The sequence below is a fragment of the Prauserella sediminis genome, assembly GCF_014195435.1.
In the GTDB taxonomy this organism is placed as follows: domain Bacteria; phylum Actinomycetota; class Actinomycetes; order Mycobacteriales; family Pseudonocardiaceae; genus Prauserella; species Prauserella salsuginis.
On sequence record NZ_JACIBS010000002.1, the window covers coordinates 26479 to 43137 of the forward strand.

At 72.0% G+C, this 16659-nt stretch carries 20 protein-coding genes; 8 read left to right on the top strand and 12 right to left on the bottom strand.

All coding sequences use genetic code 11. The features are described from left to right. Positions 1-6 precede the first annotated feature (6 nt). The 3 genes from rpsN to rpmB are packed head-to-tail and all read right to left on the bottom strand — an operon-like array spanning position 7 to position 715. Positions 7-312, bottom strand: coding sequence for a 30S ribosomal protein S14 (rpsN, locus tag FB384_RS18515; RefSeq protein ID WP_183785818.1), 306 nt, complete (start codon positions 310-312; stop codon positions 7-9). Further along, a complete protein-coding gene (rpmG, locus tag FB384_RS18520) occupies positions 312-479 on the bottom strand; it encodes a 50S ribosomal protein L33 (RefSeq protein WP_183785820.1) in 168 nt (55 codons plus the stop codon). Before rpmG ends, rpsN begins: the two co-directional genes overlap by 1 nt. Beyond that, positions 479-715 (bottom strand): 50S ribosomal protein L28, encoded by a 237-nt coding sequence (gene rpmB / locus FB384_RS18525; RefSeq protein WP_183785822.1) that lies wholly within the window; start codon positions 713-715, stop codon positions 479-481. Before rpmB ends, rpmG begins: the two co-directional genes overlap by 1 nt. 50 nt (positions 716-765) lie before the next feature. Here rpmB and mrf point away from each other — a divergent pair, with 50 nt between their 5' ends. Both mrf and FB384_RS18535 read left to right on the top strand, forming a co-directional pair. Continuing rightward, complete coding sequence (mrf, locus tag FB384_RS18530) at positions 766-2016, top strand: ribosome hibernation factor-recruiting GTPase MRF (protein WP_183785824.1); 1251 nt, start codon at positions 766-768, stop codon at positions 2014-2016. A gap of 7 nt (positions 2017-2023) precedes the next feature. Beyond that, entirely contained in the window at positions 2024-2296 is a 273-nt protein-coding gene (locus tag FB384_RS18535; RefSeq protein WP_183785826.1) for a type B 50S ribosomal protein L31, read from the top strand. Here FB384_RS18535 and FB384_RS18540 read toward each other — a convergent pair whose 3' ends face one another. The 4 genes from FB384_RS18540 to FB384_RS18555 form a co-directional block, all read right to left on the bottom strand. Continuing rightward, a complete protein-coding gene (locus FB384_RS18540; RefSeq protein WP_323985306.1) occupies positions 2297-3799 on the bottom strand; it encodes a pyridoxal phosphate-dependent decarboxylase family protein in 1503 nt (500 codons plus the stop codon). Continuing rightward, positions 3796-5142 carry an MFS transporter gene (locus FB384_RS18545; protein ID WP_183785828.1) on the bottom strand — a complete coding sequence of 449 codons (1347 nt, stop codon included), beginning with the start codon at positions 5140-5142 and terminating at the stop codon, positions 3796-3798. The genes FB384_RS18540 and FB384_RS18545 overlap by 4 nt, the downstream gene beginning before the upstream one ends. 122 nt (positions 5143-5264) lie before the next feature. Continuing rightward, a complete protein-coding gene (locus tag FB384_RS18550; protein ID WP_183785830.1) occupies positions 5265-6284 on the bottom strand; it encodes an LLM class F420-dependent oxidoreductase in 1020 nt (339 codons plus the stop codon). 98 nt (positions 6285-6382) lie between these two features. Next, complete coding sequence (locus FB384_RS18555; protein ID WP_183785832.1) at positions 6383-7345, bottom strand: oxygenase MpaB family protein; 963 nt, start codon at positions 7343-7345, stop codon at positions 6383-6385. Positions 7346-7436: 91 nt separating this feature from the next. Between FB384_RS18555 and FB384_RS18560 the strand changes: the two genes are divergently transcribed. After that, the gene (locus tag FB384_RS18560) at positions 7437-8048 is read left to right on the top strand and encodes a TetR/AcrR family transcriptional regulator (protein WP_183785834.1); all 612 of its coding nucleotides are present in this window, start codon (positions 7437-7439) and stop codon (positions 8046-8048) included. 11 nt (positions 8049-8059) lie between these two features. Here FB384_RS18560 and dmpG read toward each other — a convergent pair whose 3' ends face one another. Further along, positions 8060-9088 carry a 4-hydroxy-2-oxovalerate aldolase gene (gene dmpG / locus FB384_RS18565; protein WP_183785836.1) on the bottom strand — a complete coding sequence of 343 codons (1029 nt, stop codon included), beginning with the start codon at positions 9086-9088 and terminating at the stop codon, positions 8060-8062. Continuing rightward, on the bottom strand, positions 9085-10002 hold the full coding sequence (locus tag FB384_RS18570) for an acetaldehyde dehydrogenase (acetylating) (protein WP_183785838.1): 918 nt from the start codon (positions 10000-10002) through the stop codon (positions 9085-9087). Before FB384_RS18570 ends, dmpG begins: the two co-directional genes overlap by 4 nt. A 244-nt stretch (positions 10003-10246) precedes the next feature. Between FB384_RS18570 and FB384_RS18575 the strand changes: the two genes are divergently transcribed. Together FB384_RS18575 and FB384_RS18580 are read left to right on the top strand one after the other, a co-directional pair. Further along, the gene (locus FB384_RS18575; protein ID WP_228726493.1) at positions 10247-10954 is read left to right on the top strand and encodes an IclR family transcriptional regulator; all 708 of its coding nucleotides are present in this window, start codon (positions 10247-10249) and stop codon (positions 10952-10954) included. 141 nt (positions 10955-11095) lie between these two features. After that, a complete protein-coding gene (locus FB384_RS18580) occupies positions 11096-11494 on the top strand; it encodes a pyridoxamine 5'-phosphate oxidase family protein (RefSeq protein WP_183785842.1) in 399 nt (132 codons plus the stop codon). 25 nt (positions 11495-11519) lie between these two features. Here the strand turns inward: FB384_RS18580 and FB384_RS18585 are convergent, their stop codons facing one another. After that, positions 11520-12227, bottom strand: a complete 708-nt coding sequence (locus FB384_RS18585; protein WP_183785844.1) for an MBL fold metallo-hydrolase — start codon at positions 12225-12227, stop codon at positions 11520-11522. A gap of 203 nt (positions 12228-12430) precedes the next feature. Here FB384_RS18585 and FB384_RS18590 point away from each other — a divergent pair, with 203 nt between their 5' ends. From FB384_RS18590 to FB384_RS18600, 3 genes are all read left to right on the top strand, one after another. After that, on the top strand, positions 12431-12904 hold the full coding sequence (locus tag FB384_RS18590) for a hypothetical protein (protein WP_183785846.1): 474 nt from the start codon (positions 12431-12433) through the stop codon (positions 12902-12904). 30 nt (positions 12905-12934) lie between these two features. Beyond that, the gene (locus FB384_RS18595; RefSeq protein WP_183785848.1) at positions 12935-13678 is read left to right on the top strand and encodes an SDR family NAD(P)-dependent oxidoreductase; all 744 of its coding nucleotides are present in this window, start codon (positions 12935-12937) and stop codon (positions 13676-13678) included. A gap of 207 nt (positions 13679-13885) precedes the next feature. After that, the gene (locus FB384_RS18600) at positions 13886-14764 is read left to right on the top strand and encodes a universal stress protein (protein WP_267459341.1); all 879 of its coding nucleotides are present in this window, start codon (positions 13886-13888) and stop codon (positions 14762-14764) included. Positions 14765-14891: 127 nt separating this feature from the next. On the opposite strand, the gene FB384_RS18605 is transcribed toward FB384_RS18600, so the two are convergent. Both FB384_RS18605 and FB384_RS18610 read right to left on the bottom strand, forming a co-directional pair. Next, positions 14892-15878: a DUF3048 domain-containing protein gene (locus tag FB384_RS18605; protein WP_183785852.1), complete on the bottom strand. Its 987-nt coding sequence runs from the start codon at positions 15876-15878 to the stop codon at positions 14892-14894. Between the two features lie 163 nt (positions 15879-16041). Beyond that, positions 16042-16641 carry an Rv1733c family protein gene (locus tag FB384_RS18610; protein WP_183785854.1) on the bottom strand — a complete coding sequence of 200 codons (600 nt, stop codon included), beginning with the start codon at positions 16639-16641 and terminating at the stop codon, positions 16042-16044. Positions 16642-16659 lie beyond the last annotated feature (18 nt).

Below are 16659 nucleotides of genomic sequence, written 5' to 3' on the forward strand. Positions count from 1 at the left end.
CTCCTCCTACCAGCTCGACTTGCTCACACCGGGCAACTCGCCCCGATGCGCCATCTCACGCAACCGGATCCGGGACAGGCCGAAGGCGCCGTAGTAGGCGCGCGGGCGGCCGTCGACGGCGTCCCGGTTCCGGATCCGGGTGGGGCTCGCGTCGCGTGGCAGCTTCTGCAGCGCGGACACGGCTGCGCTCTTCTGCTCCGCCGTGCTCTGCGGCGAGCGCACCGTCTCCTTGAGTGCCGCGCGACGTTCGGCATGGCGAGCGGCGACGACCTTGCGCTGCTCGTTCTTCGCGATCTTCGACTTCTTGGCCATCAGCGCTCCTCCCGAAACTCGACGTGCCTGCGTGCGAGCGGGTCGTACTTGCGCAGCACCATGCGGTCGGGATTGTTACGCCGGTTCTTCCGCGTCACGTACGTGTAGCCGGTGCCGGCAGTGGAGCGCAGTTTGATGATCGGGCGCACGTCGGTGGTGCTCGCCATCAGAGCTTCTCCCCTCGTGCGCGCAGGTCCGCCACGACGGCGTCGATCCCGCGCTTGTCGATCGTCTTCATGCCCTTCACCGAGACCCGGAGCCGCACCCAGCGGTTCTCGGAGGGAACCCAGTAGCGACGCGTCTGGATGTTCGGTTCCCAGCGCCGTGAGGTGCGCCGGTGCGAGTGCGAGACCTGCTTGCCGTAGCCCGGCGCGCGGCCGGTGACCTGGCAGATCGCCGACATCGACCCTCCCTAATTGGTGTTGATAATCGTTTTCATTTACAGTACACGACGTGATCGATCTGCACCGCACACCCCTGGTCCTGCTCTCCGGCCTCGCCGAGCCACCGGTCCGACTGCTCGCCGACCGGCTCACGGCCACCTCCGGCACCGCCCTCGTCCACCACGATCTGCGCCACACCGGTGACGGCGTCATTCGGCGACTCGTCCGCCTCGGCACGGCGGAGCGGATCGAGACCGTGCCACTCGACCACGACTGCGTGTCCTGCACGCTGCGCCAGGACCTGCTGCCACTGGTGCGTGCGCTGTCGCGACGTCCCGAGGTGGAGCGCATCGTCGTCCGGCTGGACGAGGCGTTGGAGCCGGAACTCGTGTGCCACGAACTGCACACGGCACTGGTCGACGACACACCCGTGACCGAGGACGTCGAGGTGGAGGCCGTGATCACGGCGATCGACCAGGCGTCCTGGCTCGCGGCTGCCACCGGCGATGCCGCACTCGACGAGGTCGACCTGCACGCGGGGCACGACGACGACCGCACCCTCGCCCAGGTCGCGGTGGCCCAGGCCGAATTCGCCGACGTCCTCGTGTTGGCAGGCGAGGCGCCGGACGCCTGGACAGCGGCGCGCACCGGGGCCGTCCTTCAGCGGCTGGCACCCCGCGCCGCCCTGCTGGACCTGTGCGGGGCCGACACCGACCGGATGCTCGGCGCCGTGCCCGACGAGGGTCACCGGGGAAAGCCCCGCGACCCGCACGGCCCTGTGGTGACCGGACAGCCGCCGCTCGACCCGGACTGCGGCGTCACGCTCCTGACGTTCGCCGCAGGGCGCCCGTTCCATCCGCAACGGCTGCACGAGGCACTGGACGTCCTGCTCGACGGCGTCGTGCGCACGCGCGGCCGCGCGTGGCTGGCAGGCAGGCCCGACGATCACCTGTGGGTCGAGTCCGCGGGCGGTGGCCTCGGCATCCGCCTCGCCGGCGGCTGGCTGGACTCGCCGCACGGTCCCGACTGGGACGAGGCCTCGCCGGAACACCGCACCTTCGCCGCGCTCCGATGGCACCCGGTGTGGGGCGACCGGGTGCAGGAACTCGCCGTGGTCGCGCATCGGGCCGATCCGGCCGACATCGACCACACCCTGCGTGGCGCGCTACTCACCGACGCCGAACTCGCCGAAGGACCGGAGGCCTGGCGCCACTACCCCGACCCGTTCGCCGCGGGACCCGACGAGCCCCGCGACGACACCGCCGGCGCCGCACCCGCGAGCGTCGGCGACTCCCCCACGATCCGACAGGACGAAAGGTGACACACGAATGAAGCCCGATATCCACCCCGAGTACCACCCGGTGGTCTTCCAGGACGCCAACACCGGGGACCGGTTCCTGACACGGTCGACGGCCACCTCGGACCGCACGACCGAATGGGAGGACGGCACCACGTATCCGCTCGTGACCGTCGAGATCAGCTCCGCGTCACACCCGTTCTGGACGGGCACGCAGCGGATCATGGACAGCGCGGGACAGGTGGAGAAGTTCCGCCGCCGCTACGGCACCTCACCCGGGCGCGGCGGCGCGAACGGGCGCTGATCACGGCCGGTACAGCAGGCCGAGGAACTCGGCGAGCAGCCGTTCCCGCAGCCGCGGCGACGCCGCGGCGAGCATCGTGTTGATCTCGGCCATCCGTTCCGGCAACCGGAGCGGATGGCCGGGCTCGGCACCGTCGCCGCTGGCCGGGTCCAGACCGGCCGCGGCGAGTACGCCGGCGAACTGCTGCTCGGTGAGCGTATCCGGGTCGAGGGCGCCGATGAGTGCCTCGAGGTCGGCGTCGATCGTCACCGGGCCTGCGGCGCGGGCGGCGCTGACCGCCTCCTGCACCGCCGTCAGCAGCGCGTCCTCGTGGCCTCGGTTCGAAGCGGTGACCGTCAGGTGCAGGTTGGCGGGCGAGGACCGGTGCGGGAACTGCGGCTGCACGTGCCAGCCGCGGGCGGCCAGCTCGTCGGCGACCGTGAACAGGTCGAACCCCGGTTCCCCGTCCAGCGCGACGGCCAGGAGTGTCGCATCGGGATCGCCGAGGACCCGCAGTCCGTCGATCGCCGCGAGGCCATCGCGGATCCGCTCGGTGGCGGCGCGGGCGGACAGGGCCAGCTGCGCGTAGCCGTCGTCGCCGACGTGGCGGACGACGGCCCACGCGGCGGCTATCGGACCACCCGACCGTGTCGACTGCAACGTCGGGTTGAGCATCGTGTAGCCCGGCCAGTCGGCGCTGGCGAAGTAGTGTCCGCGGCGCTGCTCCGGACCGGCGTGCAGCAGCACCGACACGCCTTTGGCGCAGTAGGCGTACTTGTGCAGGTCCACCGACAGGCTCGTGACCCCGGGAACGGACAGGTCGAACACCGGCGGCCGCCCGTCCGCATCACCGCCGTCCGCATCACCGCCGTCCGCATCACCGCGCCGCAGGTACGGCAACACCCAACCGCCGATGCACGCGTCGACGTGCATTCTCGCGCCACGATCCCCGGCCACCGCCGCGAGTTCGGCGATCGGATCGACGACGCCGTGGGCGTACGACGGTGCGCTCCCCACGACGAGCACGGTCGTGTCGTCGACGGCGGCCGCCGTCGCGACCGGATCGGCGCGGAAGGTGACGGGATCCACCGGCACATCGACGACGCGGACACCGAACAGGTGCCCCGCCTTGCGGAACGCCGCGTGCACCGTCGACGGGACGACGACCGAAGGGTCCGCGATGTCCCGCCGCCCCTCGCGCGCGGCCAGCACGGCCAGCAGGCACGACTCGGTACCGCCCGACGTCGCCGTCCCGACCGCGTCCGGTCCCCCACCGAGCAGGCCGATCGCCGCGGCGACCAGGTCGTTCTCCATGCGCAGCAGGCTGGGGAAGGCCGTCGGATCGAGTCCGTTGGCCGACACGGCCGCCGCATGCGCACGTGCGGCCAGCTCGTCGAGCTCGGCGAGACCGCTGTCGTAGACGTAGGCGAGCGTGCGTCCGCCGTGGGTGGGCGCGTCGCCGCTCCGTAGCCGGGTGAGTTCGGCGAGCACTTCCTCCACACCGAGGGTCGCGCCGGGGATCACGCGCCGCCTCCCCCGGCCGCCGCTCCCGTGTCCCGTTCGGGCCGCCGGTCACCGAGGACGCTCCGCCGCAGCAACGGCAGCGCCAGCGCGACGAACACGGCCGGCAGCACGGAGAAGCCGAGGGTGATCGCCGTGACCGCGCTGCCGGGCTGGGTGGCCGCGGCCTGCCCGCTCGAGACGTAGCCGCCGACGGCCAGCACGAGCCCGAACAGACCGGGGCCCACGGCGAGGCCGAGCGTTTCGGCGGCGGTCCACACCCCGGCGGTGATCCCCGCCCTGGTGGCGCCGGTCCGCTCCTCCTCCGCGGAGATCAGGTCCGGCAGGATCGCCAGCGGGAACACCTGGATGCCGGCATAGCCCACCCCGGCGATCGCGACGAAGACGAACACCGCCGGGATCGCCATCATCGGGGAGAACGCGAGGGCGCCGAGGGCGCCGGCCAGCAGCACGGACGACACGCGGAAGCCCGTGAGTTTGCCGCCGCTGCGGCCTATGCGGTCCCACACGGGCATGACCAGCAATGCCGGGCCGACGAATCCGGCGAACAGCATCGACTGCAGGTCCGGATCACCGAGCACGTACCGCGCGACGTAGTTGACGCCGGCCAGCAGCGTCGCGACGCCGAGTGCCTGCAGGAAGTAGACCGCCAGCAGCCAGCGGAACGCCCGCCAGGACCGCATGGTGCGCAGCAGTTCGCGCCATCCCGGTGTGGGTTCGCGCAGCCTGCCGACGGGTGCCCCACGCGTGCCCGCGTAGACGGCGACGGCGCCGAGCGCGATGAGTACGCCGACGAACACGCCCATGACGCGGTAGCCGGTGGTACCGCCGAGCCCGCTCGCGATGGCGGGCGCGACCGCGCCGGAGACGAGGATCGCCAGTGCCAGCACGCCGATGCGCCAGGTCGTCAACCGCGTGCGCTCGTGGTAGTCCTCGGTCAGTTCCGCGGGCAGTGCGTTGAACGGCACCTGGAAGAAGGCGAACGCCGTGGCACAGACGAAGAACACGACCACGACGTAGCCGGCGTCCGCGGCCGTCGACCCGAGCCCGGGACCGGCGAACAGCGCCGCGAAGCAGGCGGCCAGCACCAGTCCGCCGACCAGCAGGAACGGCCTGCGACTCCCGTGTTTGCGCAACACGCCGTCCGAGATTCGCCCGGCGACGGGGTTGAACAGCACGTCCCACGCCTTCGGCAGCAGCACGATCGCCCCCGCCAGCGCGGCCGGCACCGCCATCGTGTCGGTCAGGTACGGCAACAGCAGCAGACCCGGCACCGTCCCGAACGCGCCCGTGGCGAACGACCCGAGCGAGTATCCGAGACGGGTCCTGGTCCCCAGCGCCGACATGCTCCTCCTCGGACGATGTGAGTGGAGGAATCGTGTCACCCCCGCCACATCACCCGAATGCGACCCCGCCACGCAACGGCCGGGCGGGCCGGTGTGTCGGTTGTGCCGGCGCGCTCGGCGCGTCAGGACAGCGCGTCGGCCACGCGGCGCAGCGTCGCGGCGTCACCGCGGATCAGCAACGTGGTCACGACCGTCTCCTCCCATGCCTGCAGCTCGTCGCGGATCTTCGCCGGCGGGCCGATCAGGGACGTGTCCTCCACCAGTGCTGTGGGGATCGCCGCGGTGGCCTCCTCCTTGCGGCCCGCGAGGTAGAGGTCCTGGACCTTGTCGGCGACGTCGGCGTAGCCCATGCGTGCGAACACGTCGTGGTGGAAGTTGACGTCCTTGGCACCCATGCCGCCGATGTAGAGCGCCAACGACGGCTTGATCATCGCAGCCGCCTGTTCGACGTCGTCGTGCACGATGACGGGGACCGACGCGGCCACCTCGAAATCGTCCGGCCGATGCCCGCGTGCGGTGAAGCCCTCGTCGAGCGCCGCGCGGTAGAACGCGTCGCTCTTCGGCGAGAAGAACAGCGGCAGCCAGCCGTCGCAGATCTCCGCCGACAGCGCCACGTTCTTCGGCCCCTCGGCGGCGAGGTGGATCGGGATGCGCGGCCGCAGCGGATGCACCGTGGATTTGAGCGGCTTGCCCAGGCCGGTGCCTCCCTGCAGCGGCAGCTGGTACTGCTTGCCGTCGTGGGTGACCGGCGCCTCGCGGGCCACGACCTGCCGCACGATGTCGACGTATTCGCGCGTTCTGGCGAGGGGTTTCGGGTACGGCTGGCCGTACCAGCCTTCGACGACCTGCGGGCCGGACGCGCCGATCCCGAGGACGAACCGTCCGCCGGAGAGATGGTCCAGGGTCAGCGCGGCCATCGCCGTGGCGGTCGGCGTGCGGGCAGACATCTGGATGATGTTGGTGCCGAGCGTGACCCGGGAGGTCGCCGACCCCCACCAGGCGAGCGGGGTCAGGGCGTCGGAGCCGTAGCCTTCGGCGGTCCACACCGAGTCGAACCCGAGCTGTTCGGCCGTCGTGATCGCCTCGAGCGCGCCGTCCGGCGGGCCGGACGACCAGTAGCCGAGGTGGTAACCGAGCTTCACGTCGCACTCTCCTTCACCTGCGCGGTCCCGGGACGTCGCTGCCGTTCGATCCCGCTGCCGTTCATGTCGCCGCCGTTCGAGTCACGGCCGCCGCCGGTTCATCCCGTGGGCCGGTGTTCGGCGGGCACGTAGTGGGTGGGCCGGGACCGCTCCGCCACGGGTGGCAGATTCCGTGGCGGGGTCTCGACGGTCGGGGCCGTGGCCGGCTCCTTGCCGAGAGCGCGCCGCCAGCCCGCTCTCGCGCGTGGATGGTAGCGCCGTTGCCACGGCACGAAACGGAACGCGAACCCGATCGCGGTGCCCACCAGGCGGTGCAGCCGCTCGTCGCGGGGCGTCCAGGTGTAGCCGAGCCGTTCGCGTACCGGCGGGTCGTACATGCCGACCGTCAGCCACACGAAGCTGCGGTGCACGACCGGCCGCACGAGTGTCCACAGCGGACTCGGCAGCCGGGCGAGCAGCGGTGGTCTGCCGATCCGGGAGAGATCGAGCACGTCGCGGGTGGCCCGGTTGTCCTCGAGCACCTCCCGGCACATGTGGTCCCAGTACTCCTGGAACTCCTCCCATGTGTCCGGCACCGGCCGCATGGACATGCCGTACATCCGGTACCAGCGTTTGTGCTCGTCGAACAGCTGCCGCCGCTGCGACTCGGTCAGTCCGCCCATGAAGTTCTCGGCGATGATCAGCGTGCTGACGAAGAAGGTCGCGTGCGCCCAGTAGAACGTGCCGGGGTTGAGGGCGTGGTAGCGGCGGCCGAACCTGTCGGTGCCCTTGATGGTGTCGTGATAGCCCCGCACCTCTCGTGCCGTGGCGTGGGCCCGGGGCCCGTCGTAGATCACCCCGCCGATCGGGTACAGCGAGCGGAACAACCGCTGCCAGCGTTCGTCGAAGAACCGCGAGTGCTGCTCGACGCCGGCACCGAGCTCGGGGTGCATGTTCTGCATGCTGCCCGCCCACAGCGCGATGAGCAGTCCCCGCCAGTCGCCGAAGATGTGCCACGTGAGCGAATCGGGTCCGAGCGGCTCCGGATCGCGCCCTGCGACTCGCGACGGGGGCTGTGTCATCGTCGACTCCCCAAATGTGACTACGACCGTTGTCAATCTCGTGACTCACGGTACGGTCGACAACGTTCGTGGTCAATCGAGGGACGTACACATGACGACCGAAAGTCGCACCTGGGCGGGGACGACACTGGCCGACCGCAAGGCCGCCCGCAGGCAGCAGCTGCTCGACTCCGGGCTGACCCTGCTCGGCTCCGAGGACGGCGCCGCTCTCAGCGTGCGTGCCGTCTGCCGCCACAGCAGGCTCACCGAACGCTACTTCTACGAGAACTTCGCCGACCGCGACGAACTCATCGCGGCCGTCTACGACGCGCTCGCCGCCGAAGCACACCGCGTCCTCGTCGACGCCGTGGCGGCCGCGCCCACCGACGACCGCCCGGCCAGGGCGAAGGCCGCGGTCACCGCCTTCGTCGAGCTGATCATCGACGACCCCCGCAAAGGTCGCGTACTGCTGCTGGCACCGCTCTCCCACCCCGCGCTGAGCCGCAGCGGCGTACAGCGCATCCCGATGTTCGCCGCGCTCGTGCGGGACGAGCTCTCCGCCAACGCCGACGAGGAGGACCGCGCGATGACGGCCACCGCACTGGTGGGCGGACTCGCCAATCTGTTCACCGCCTACCTCGACGGCACCCTCGACGTCAGCCGCGACCGGCTCGTCGCCCACTGCGTCAAGCTCGTGCTCGGCGTCGACGCCCTGCACAGCTGAGCGCACCCCGCTCACACGCCCACGGCGCCCTCGCGCTCGGCCACGAGTTCCAGTGCGATATCGATGATCATGTCCTCCTGGCCGCCGACGTAGCGCCGCTCACCGACGCGGTAGAGGATCTCGTGCGCGGGCACGCCGTACCGCTCGGCCGCACGTTCGGCGTGAAGCAGGAAGCTCGAGTACACACCACCGAAGCCCTGCACGATCGACGAGCGGTCCATGACCGGCAGGCGCGTGATGAACGGCTTCACGACGTTCTCCGCCGCGTCCATCAGCGCATCCTTGTCCACCCCGGTCTCGACCCCGAGTCGTTCGAACGTCGCGGCGAGCACCTCGGTCGGCGAGTTGCCGGCGCCGGCGCCGAGCGCGACGAGCGACCCGTCGATCTGCCGCGCGCCCGCACGGTGGGCCAATACCGAGTTGGCCACGCCGAAGCTGAGGTTCTGGTGCCCGTGATAGCCGACCTGCGCGTCGTCGCCGAGTTCGGCCACCAACGCCGCGACGCGGTCCGAGGCGCCCTCCAGGATGAGCGCGCCCGCGGAGTCGACGACGTACACACACTGACAGCCCGCGTCGGCCATGATCCGCGCCTGCTTCGCCAGCGCCTCCGGCTCGGACATGTGCGAGAGCATCAGGAATCCGACGGTCTCCAGGCCGAGCTCCCTGGCTGCGGTGAAGTGCTGCACCGACACATCGGCCTCGGTGCAGTGTGTCGCGATGCGCACCGCCCCCGCACCGAGGTCCGCCGCGGCCCGCAGGTCGGTCACCGTGCCGAGCCCCGGCAGGAGCAGCACCGCGATCCGTGCCTGCCGCGCCTCCTCGACGGCCGCGGCGATCAGCGTTCTCTCGTCGACGAGCGAGAAGCCGTAGTTGAACGTCGATCCGCCGAGCCCGTCGCCGTGGCTGACCTCGATGAGCGACACCCCCGCGCCGTCGAGCGCGCGCACGGTGTCGCGCACGTGCCGCTCGGTGAACCGGTGCGCCATGGCGTGGCTGCCGTCGCGCAGCGTCGTGTCGACGATCCGGACCGGGCCCGTCATGCGTGCACCGCCTTCGTCTCGAGGATCCGCTCCGCGACGAGTTCGCCGACCCGCGCGGCAGCGGCGGTCATGATGTCCAGGTTTCCGGCGTAGGCAGGCAGGTAGTCGCCGCCCCCTGCCACTTCCAGGAACACCCCGACGCGGGCGCGGCCGTTCCAGTCGGGGCGCGGGTCGTCGAACTGTGGCTCGGCCTTGAGCGTGTAGCCGGGCACGTACTCCTGTACGCGCCGGACCGTGTCGTGAATGGACTGTGCGACGGCCTCGCGGTCGGCGTCCGGATCGATGGCGCAGAACACCGTGTCCCGCATGATCATCGGCGGGTCCATCGGATTGATGATGATGACCGCCTTGCCGCGTTCGGCGCCGCCGACCACCTCGAGACCGTGCGCGGTCGTCTCGGTGAACTCGTCGATGTTGGCGCGCGTACCCGGTCCCGCGGACCGCGACGACACGGACGCCACGATCTCGGCGTACGGCACGGCGGTGACGCTGCTGACCGCGTGCACGATCGGGATCGTCGCCTGCCCGCCGCAGGTGATCATGTTCACGTTGGGCGCGTCGAGGTGCTCCTGCAGGTTCACGACCGGGCACGTGAACGGGCCGGTCGCCGCCGGGGTCAGATCGACTGCCCTGATGCCGGCCTCCGCGTAGCGCGGCGCGGCCGCCAGGTGCGCCTTCGCCGACGTCGCGTCGAACACCAGGTCCGGTGCCTCGTCCCGGGCCAACAGCCAGTCGACACCGCCCGCCGAGGCCTGCACGCCGAGTTTCTCGGCACGCGCCAGGCCGTCCGAGGCCGGGTCGACGCCCACCATGTACCGGACCTCGACGAGGTCGCTGCGCTGCAGTTTCGCCAGCAAATCGGTGCCGATGTTGCCGGGGCCGACGATCGCGGCCACCGCTCGAGATCTGCTCATGGGGATGACGCTGCGGCACCGCATGCGCCAGGATCAACGCATGTGTCCCGCTCATCGGAACGACGAGGCAGACCGCGGCCCGCACCGCGCCGGTCAGTCCGTGTCACCGGACGGCGCCGCATCACCTGCGCACCCCGCCGCGGCCGGGAACGACGCCGAGTCGGCCGTCCGTGACACTCCCGTCCGTGACGCCCCGGTCCACGGCGCCGCGCCGACAGACGAGACCACCTCGACGGCCTCCCGGCTGGCCGCACTGCTGTCGGCGTTCCGCCCCGGGGACGAGGCCCTCGGCGTGTCCGAACTGGCCCGCAGGACCGGCGTGCCGAAGTCGACCACGCACCGCCTCACCGCCCACCTGGTGGACGAGGGACTGCTCGACCCGGCGGGCAAAGGCAGACTCCGGCTCGCGCTGAAGCTGTTCGAGATCGGCCAGCTCGCCGTGGCCCAGCGGGGCCTGGTCGACACAGCCCGGCCCTACCTTGCCGATCTGCGCGAAGCGACACGCAACACCGCGCACCTGGCCGTGCTGGAAGGCACCGAGGTCGTCTACCTCGACATTCTCCGCGGCCCCGACGCTCCGACACTGCCCTCACGCGTGGGCGGCCGGTTTCCCGCGCACGCCACGTCGGTCGGCAAGGCGATCCTGGCCTTCTCCTCGGAGTCCGTTGTGGACGGTGTGATCACGGCCGGGCTGAGCCGGATCAGCCCGCGCACCGTGACGGCGCCGGGGCTGTTCCGGTCCCAGTTGACCACGATCGCCCGCGAGGGGATCGCCTACGACAGGGAGGAGTCCGGCGTCGGCGTGGTCTGCGCCGGCGCACCGCTGCTCGGCTCGGACGGCACCGCCGTCGGCGCAGTGTCACTGTCCGGCTGGACGAACCGGATGCGTCTCGAGCGGGTCGCCCCGGCCGTCCGCACCGCCGCGCTGACCCTGTCCCGGCTCCTGCCCTGAACGGCCTCCGGCAGCGACGTTCCCCTGCCCGGGACTCCACCCTGCCCACGTCCTCCACCCTGCCCACGTCCTCCGCCCTGCCCATGTCCTCGGCCGGCCGGTGTCGACGGCTGCCGTCGTCGCGGCGCATAGGGTGGGCGCATGTCCAGCCCACCCGAGCCGAGCGACGACGTGACCGAGTTCTGGCGCGAACGCCACATTGCGACACTGACGACATCGCGCGCCGACGGCACCCCGCACGTGGTGCCCGTCGGGGTGACCGTCGACGAGGAGTTCGCCGTCGCGCGGGTCATCTGCTCCGGCGACAGCGTCAAAGCCCGCAACGTCCGCCGCGGGGGTCCCGAAGGCCTTCCGGTGGCCATCAGCCAGGTCGACGGCCGCCGGTGGTCGACCCTCGAAGGGCGCGCCGTCGTCCGGGACGACGCGGACGCGGTGGCCGAGGCGGAGCGGCGCTACGCCGAGCGGTATCGCACGCCGCGCGTCAACCCCAAGCGCGTCGTCCTCGAGGTCACACTCACCCGCCGGCTGGGCATGCGCTGACCCCGGCGGCTGATCCGGCGCCGGATCAGCCGCCGAACATCGCGCGGAACTGCTCCAGCGACGAGGCGCGGTAGACGAAGTTGTTCTCCGTGACCTCCGACAGCGGTGCCGACGGCTCGGCCGAGTAGAGATGCCCCGGATGCACGACGGGATCACCGGAAAGCCGCGCCAGCGCCTGCAGGCTGTGATACATCGCGTCGGCGTCCCCGCCGGGGAAGTCCGTGCGTCCACAACCTTCCAGGAACAGCGTGTCGCCCGCGACCAGCTTGTCGCCGACGAGGAAACACTGACTCCCCGGGGTGTGCCCGGGCGTGTGCAGCAGCCGGATGCCGACGGCGCCGACGTCGAGCCGGTCGTCGTGCTCATGCGCGACGAGGTCCTCGGAGACGCCGGTGGTGCGCCGCACCCACTCGGCCTCGGCATCGCTCACGTGCACCGGCACCTGCTGCCGTTCCAGCAGTTCGGCGAGCCCGGGCAGCGAGAACCCCATGAAGTCGCCGCCCACGTGGTCGGGGTGGTGATGCGTGACGAGCACGCCGGTCAGCCGCATGTCGTCGGCGGCCAGCGTGTCGAGCAGGTCGCCCGCCGCGTACGCCGGATCGACGACCACGGCCTCCCGCGTCTCGGCGTCCCCGATGAGGTAGGCGAAGTTGCGCATCTGGGTCGCGACGGGATCGCCCACGGCGAAGTCCCGGCCCGCGAGCAACTGGCGGAAGTACAGCCGATCGGACATGGCGCGCAGGCTACCGGTCCCCGCCAGCGGGTACGCCGCCGCAGTCCCGGGTACCCCGCCACGCACGCGCACCACCCGGGCATCCGCGCGGCGGCGCCGGGCTCGCGGCGGCCGTTCGAGCGGCATCGGTGGCCGCGATGCGTGGCCGGGTGGTCACGGATGCGACAATCCCCGGACCTGAATCCGCCGGCGAGGAGGGCCTCATGCATATCGGACGAGCCGCCGCCGGCGTGGTGCTGGGTGTCGCGATCATGGTCACCGGCGTCGCGAGCGCGGCGCTCGATTCCGGCGCCGGCGACGAGAACCACCGCGCGTCCCCTCCCTCGCCGTCGAGCACGGCCGAAACCCCCTCTCCCGGTCCCGCACCGGACATCGCCCGCCCGCACACGGTGCGCATCCATGTGTCCGGTCCGGACGACACCCTCATGCGCGTACTCCGCGGAGGCCACGGCACTCAGGTGGCGCTCGGCGGTGAACCGTTCGACCACTCCTTCACCGAACCGGCTGGCAGCGACGGCTATCTCGGGATTCAGGTCGCCGCGGCGAGTAAGCAAGCGGACGCGGCCGTGCACTGCCGCATCACCGTCGACGGCGACGTCGTCGCCCAGCAGCGCGCGGCGAGCCGGGACGAGACCGGACTGGCGCAGGTCCAGTGCACGGTGCCCCGTGGCGTCTAGCCGAGGTGCCGTCCGCCAGACTCGACGGCCATGAACGGAACCGTCGTCGTCCTCGGCGGGCGCAGCGAGATCGGGCTCGCCGTCGCCCTGCGTCTCGTCCGCGGTGGCGCCACCGAGGTCGTCCTCGCCGCTCGCCGCAGCCACGACCTCGACGAGCAGGAGCGAACCCTCCGCAACGCCGGGGCCACCTCCGTCGCGCGGGTCGAATTCGACGCCGACGACACGGCGCGGCACGCCGAGGTGCTGGGCGAGATCATGACCGCCCACGGCCCGGTCGGCGTCGTGATCACCGCATTCGGGATCCTCGGTGACCAGGCTCGCGCCGAACGTGACGCGGCGCACGCGCTGGAGATCGTCCACACCGACTACACCGCGCACGTCAGCGCCCTGACCCAGCTGGCGAGCCTGCTGCGTGCCCAGGGCAGCGGCAGCCTCGTCGTGTTCTCCTCGGTCGCCGGGATCCGGGTGCGCCGCGCCAACTACGTCTACGGCTCGGCGAAAGCCGGGCTCGACGGATTCGCGAGCGGCCTGGCCGACGCCCTCGCCGGCAGCGGCGTACACCTGCTGCTCGTGCGGCCGGGCTTCGTCGTCGGACGCATGACCGAAGGCATGTCGCCGGCCCCGTTCTCCAGCACACCGGACCAGGTCGCCGACGCCACCGTCGCCGCCCTGCGGGCGGGCCGCCACACCGCGTGGGTGCCGCGGATCCTGCGGCCGGTGTTCTTCGGCATGCGCCTGCTGCCGCGTGCGCTCTGGCGGCGCCTGCCCCGCTGAGCGCTCTCCCCCGCTCCCCGCCGCGCGTCGCCGCAGCGTGGAGGTTCGGCGCGGAGCGAGCTTTCACCACGGAGCGGGGTTTCGCCCCGGAGCGGGGTTTCGCCGCGCGCTCTGCGTCGGGTCGTGGCGTACCGTCACCGGCGCAGGGGATGTGATCACGAACGGAGACCGCCGATGACCGAGGCCGGCCGAGGACAGGGACCCGTCATGGTCGGAACCGACGGTTCCGACACCGCGTTGCGCGGCGTGCAGTGGGCGGCGCGGGCCGCGGCGATCCGGCGCGCACCGCTGCAGATCCTGCACGCGTCCGGCTATCCGGAACGCTACACCGGCGAGTCGATGTTGCCGCCCGAGTCGTTCAAGGCCGAGCTGCGGCGCCAACGATGGGAGTTCCTGCACGCGGCGCGGCAGTCGGCGATCGATACCGTCACCGCGGCCGGGCTGCCCCGGCTCGACGTGGCGACCGTGCTCGATCCGGAACAGCCGATCCCCGCTCTCGTCCACGCCTCCGCCGCCGCCCGCCTCCTCGTGCTCGGTACGTCGGCGCACCGCAGCATCACCGGCCTCATCGTCGGCTCCACGACCATCGCGCTCGTCGGCCACGCCCACAGTCCCGTGGTGTCGGTGCGAGGCGACGTCGGCGACACCGGAGAACCCGATCACAGGCCGGTCGTGGTCGGCGTCGACGGCAGCCCGCTGAGCGAACGCGCCCTGGGCTGCGCGTTCGACGAGGCCTCGTTCCGCGGTGTCGCACTCGTCGCGGTCCACACGTGGAGTGATTCGGACACGTCCGCGTTCCGCGAGACCCATGTGGACTGGGAGCCGCTGCGCGACACCGAGGAGCGGCGGCTCGCCGAACGCCTCGCCGGCTGGCGCGAGCGTTACCCCGACGTTCCCGTGGAGCGAGTGCTGGTCAAGGACAAGCCCCGGCACGAACTGCTCGAGTGGAGTCAGCGGGCGCAGCTCGTCGTCGTGGGCAGCCGCGGCCGCGGCGGCTTCCGCGGCCTGCTGCTCGGATCGACCAGCCACGCGCTGATCCACAACGCCGGCTGTCCCGTGCTCGTCGCGCGCCCCGAGGAAGCCTGACCGGGGCCGCCGCCCTCGTGCCCCGGCGGCGCCCCACCCGGGAGCATCGCTCGCGCCCCCACGTCCGCACCGGCCGGGTGGGCACACACCTGATCGGCTGAACCCCGCGTCGGCGCACGCCGGATCGTCACCGCGGAGTGAGCAGCACCCACGTCGGCCCCTCCGCGACCGTCACACGCTGTCCGCCACCGGTGCGGTACGTCGTCGGCTCGTCCGGGGACGGACGGGACCACGTGCCCTCGTACGCCTTGCCGTCGCGCAGGATCGTCGCCTCACCACGGCCGACCGTGACGGCCACCGGCGACAGCTGTCCGCCGGAGTCACGTACCTGCCTGCCCTCGCGCACGGCGACCCGCTGCACGACGACCGTGCCCGCGGTGGCCGGGCCCGCCTCCCTGGTCCGCAGCGGTGAATCGTTGAGCGAGACCCGCCAGCGGCCGTCCTCGCCCGACCACGTGAACCGGTAGCTGGCGGCCCGGAAGTCCACCGCGCGGGCATCGGTCGGCCTGCCGCCCTCGGGCGCTGCTCCCGTCTCGGTCACCGGCTTCGGCGCCCGCTCGCGCTGCTTCCCCGGGAGCTGGTGCGGACGCACATACAGGTTGTGCGGGATCGGCCGATCGCCACCGCGGAAGTACGCGCCGGGCCGCGTCTCATCCGTCACGAGGGTGATCGGTGCACGCCGCAGCAACGGCTCGATCTCGGGTGCACCGCCCGAGTACACCAGCACCGGCCTGCCGAACTGCCGGACGAGCGCGATGTCGGTCTCCCGGGCGCTGCGCACCGGACCGACCACCTCCGGCAGCCTGCTCGCGTACACCGCCGCCAGCCGAGTCAGCCCGCCTTCGACCGGTTCGACGTACACGATGTCCGCCGCCGACAGGCCGGTCTGCGGACGTGCCTGCTCCACGTTGTCGATCTTCACGACCACGACCGGTCGCCGCGGCGGATCGCTTCCGCCGGCGTCCGGCCGTGCCGACCGGGTTGCGCTGTCGCCGCCGCCCCCGTCGCCGCCCTCCCCGTCGCCGCGGAGCAGCAACAAGGTCACCGCCAGCGCGGCGATCAGGAACACGGCCACCGCGGCGATCAGCCGCGACGCGGGGCGCGACAAAGCCATCGTCGCCTACCCTGCAGGCCCGGCCGTACGCACCGCGGCCGGGAGCGCCGGCGCCGTGGCCGGGGGCTGCGCCGTGGCCGGGGGCTGCGCCGCATTCCGGTGCCATCGGCCCGTCGGCGGCGGTGCCGTGGGCCGGTCCGGGGCGCTGGCCGCGGTCATGGCGTCACTGCCGAGTCCAGTCCTGGGCCGCTCGTTCCCATTCGCGGTCCCACCACGCCTGACGGGACCGGGCGAGCAGCACCCGGAACACGCCGTAGCCGAGCCCGCCGGCCCCCGCCACGAGCAGCCACAGGGCCACGCCGGCACTCACCCCGTCGACGATCGCACCTGTCTGGGTCACCGGCGCCGAGGTGACCTCCCCGCCGTGATCAACCCATATCGTCACCTCCGTGCCTCCGGTGGCGCCGCGGTAAGCGGGCACCGAACCGGTGCGCTCCCCACCGTCCGGCGCCGTCCACTGCGCCGGCGCGCGCACACCGCGGGCGTAACCCGCGGTCGCCGACACCGGAGCATCGGCGGTCAACACGGCCGTGACCTGGTGTTTGGCAGCCGCATCGCGCGCCGCGTCGTCGAGCCGGCCCGCGTATACGTCACCGCCCCAGGTGACCGCCGCGGGCACCGCCGCGATCACCAGCACCACGATCATCGCCAGCAGCCGGCCCTCCCAGCGATCACCGCTCCGTGCCAACGGGTTCCTGCCCGGACGGATCCGCCGCCACGCCCGCGTGAACCGTCCGGACGATGCCACGCTTCTCGCCGTCACCGTTCTCCCCTCATCGGC

Coding starts and splice junctions, on each gene's coding strand:
- rpmG (WP_183785820.1), bottom strand. CDS start 479: ATGGCGAGCACCACCGACGTGCGCCCGATCATCAAACTGCGCTCCACT.
- FB384_RS18570 (WP_183785838.1), bottom strand. CDS start 10,002: ATGAGCAGATCTCGAGCGGTGGCCGCGATCGTCGGCCCCGGCAACATC.
- FB384_RS18590 (WP_183785846.1), top strand. CDS start 12,431: ATGCATATCGGACGAGCCGCCGCCGGCGTGGTGCTGGGTGTCGCGATC.
- FB384_RS18595 (WP_183785848.1), top strand. CDS start 12,935: ATGAACGGAACCGTCGTCGTCCTCGGCGGGCGCAGCGAGATCGGGCTC.
- FB384_RS18535 (WP_183785826.1), top strand. CDS start 2,024: ATGAAGCCCGATATCCACCCCGAGTACCACCCGGTGGTCTTCCAGGAC.
- FB384_RS18580 (WP_183785842.1), top strand. CDS start 11,096: ATGTCCAGCCCACCCGAGCCGAGCGACGACGTGACCGAGTTCTGGCGC.
- FB384_RS18585 (WP_183785844.1), bottom strand. CDS start 12,227: ATGTCCGATCGGCTGTACTTCCGCCAGTTGCTCGCGGGCCGGGACTTC.
- FB384_RS18555 (WP_183785832.1), bottom strand. CDS start 7,345: ATGACACAGCCCCCGTCGCGAGTCGCAGGGCGCGATCCGGAGCCGCTC.
- FB384_RS18605 (WP_183785852.1), bottom strand. CDS start 15,878: ATGGCTTTGTCGCGCCCCGCGTCGCGGCTGATCGCCGCGGTGGCCGTG.
- FB384_RS18560 (WP_183785834.1), top strand. CDS start 7,437: ATGACGACCGAAAGTCGCACCTGGGCGGGGACGACACTGGCCGACCGC.
- rpmB (WP_183785822.1), bottom strand. CDS start 715: ATGTCGGCGATCTGCCAGGTCACCGGCCGCGCGCCGGGCTACGGCAAG.
- FB384_RS18545 (WP_183785828.1), bottom strand. CDS start 5,142: ATGTCGGCGCTGGGGACCAGGACCCGTCTCGGATACTCGCTCGGGTCG.
- FB384_RS18600 (WP_267459341.1), top strand. CDS start 13,886: ATGGTCGGAACCGACGGTTCCGACACCGCGTTGCGCGGCGTGCAGTGG.
- dmpG (WP_183785836.1), bottom strand. CDS start 9,088: ATGACGGGCCCGGTCCGGATCGTCGACACGACGCTGCGCGACGGCAGC.
- rpsN (WP_183785818.1), bottom strand. CDS start 312: ATGGCCAAGAAGTCGAAGATCGCGAAGAACGAGCAGCGCAAGGTCGTC.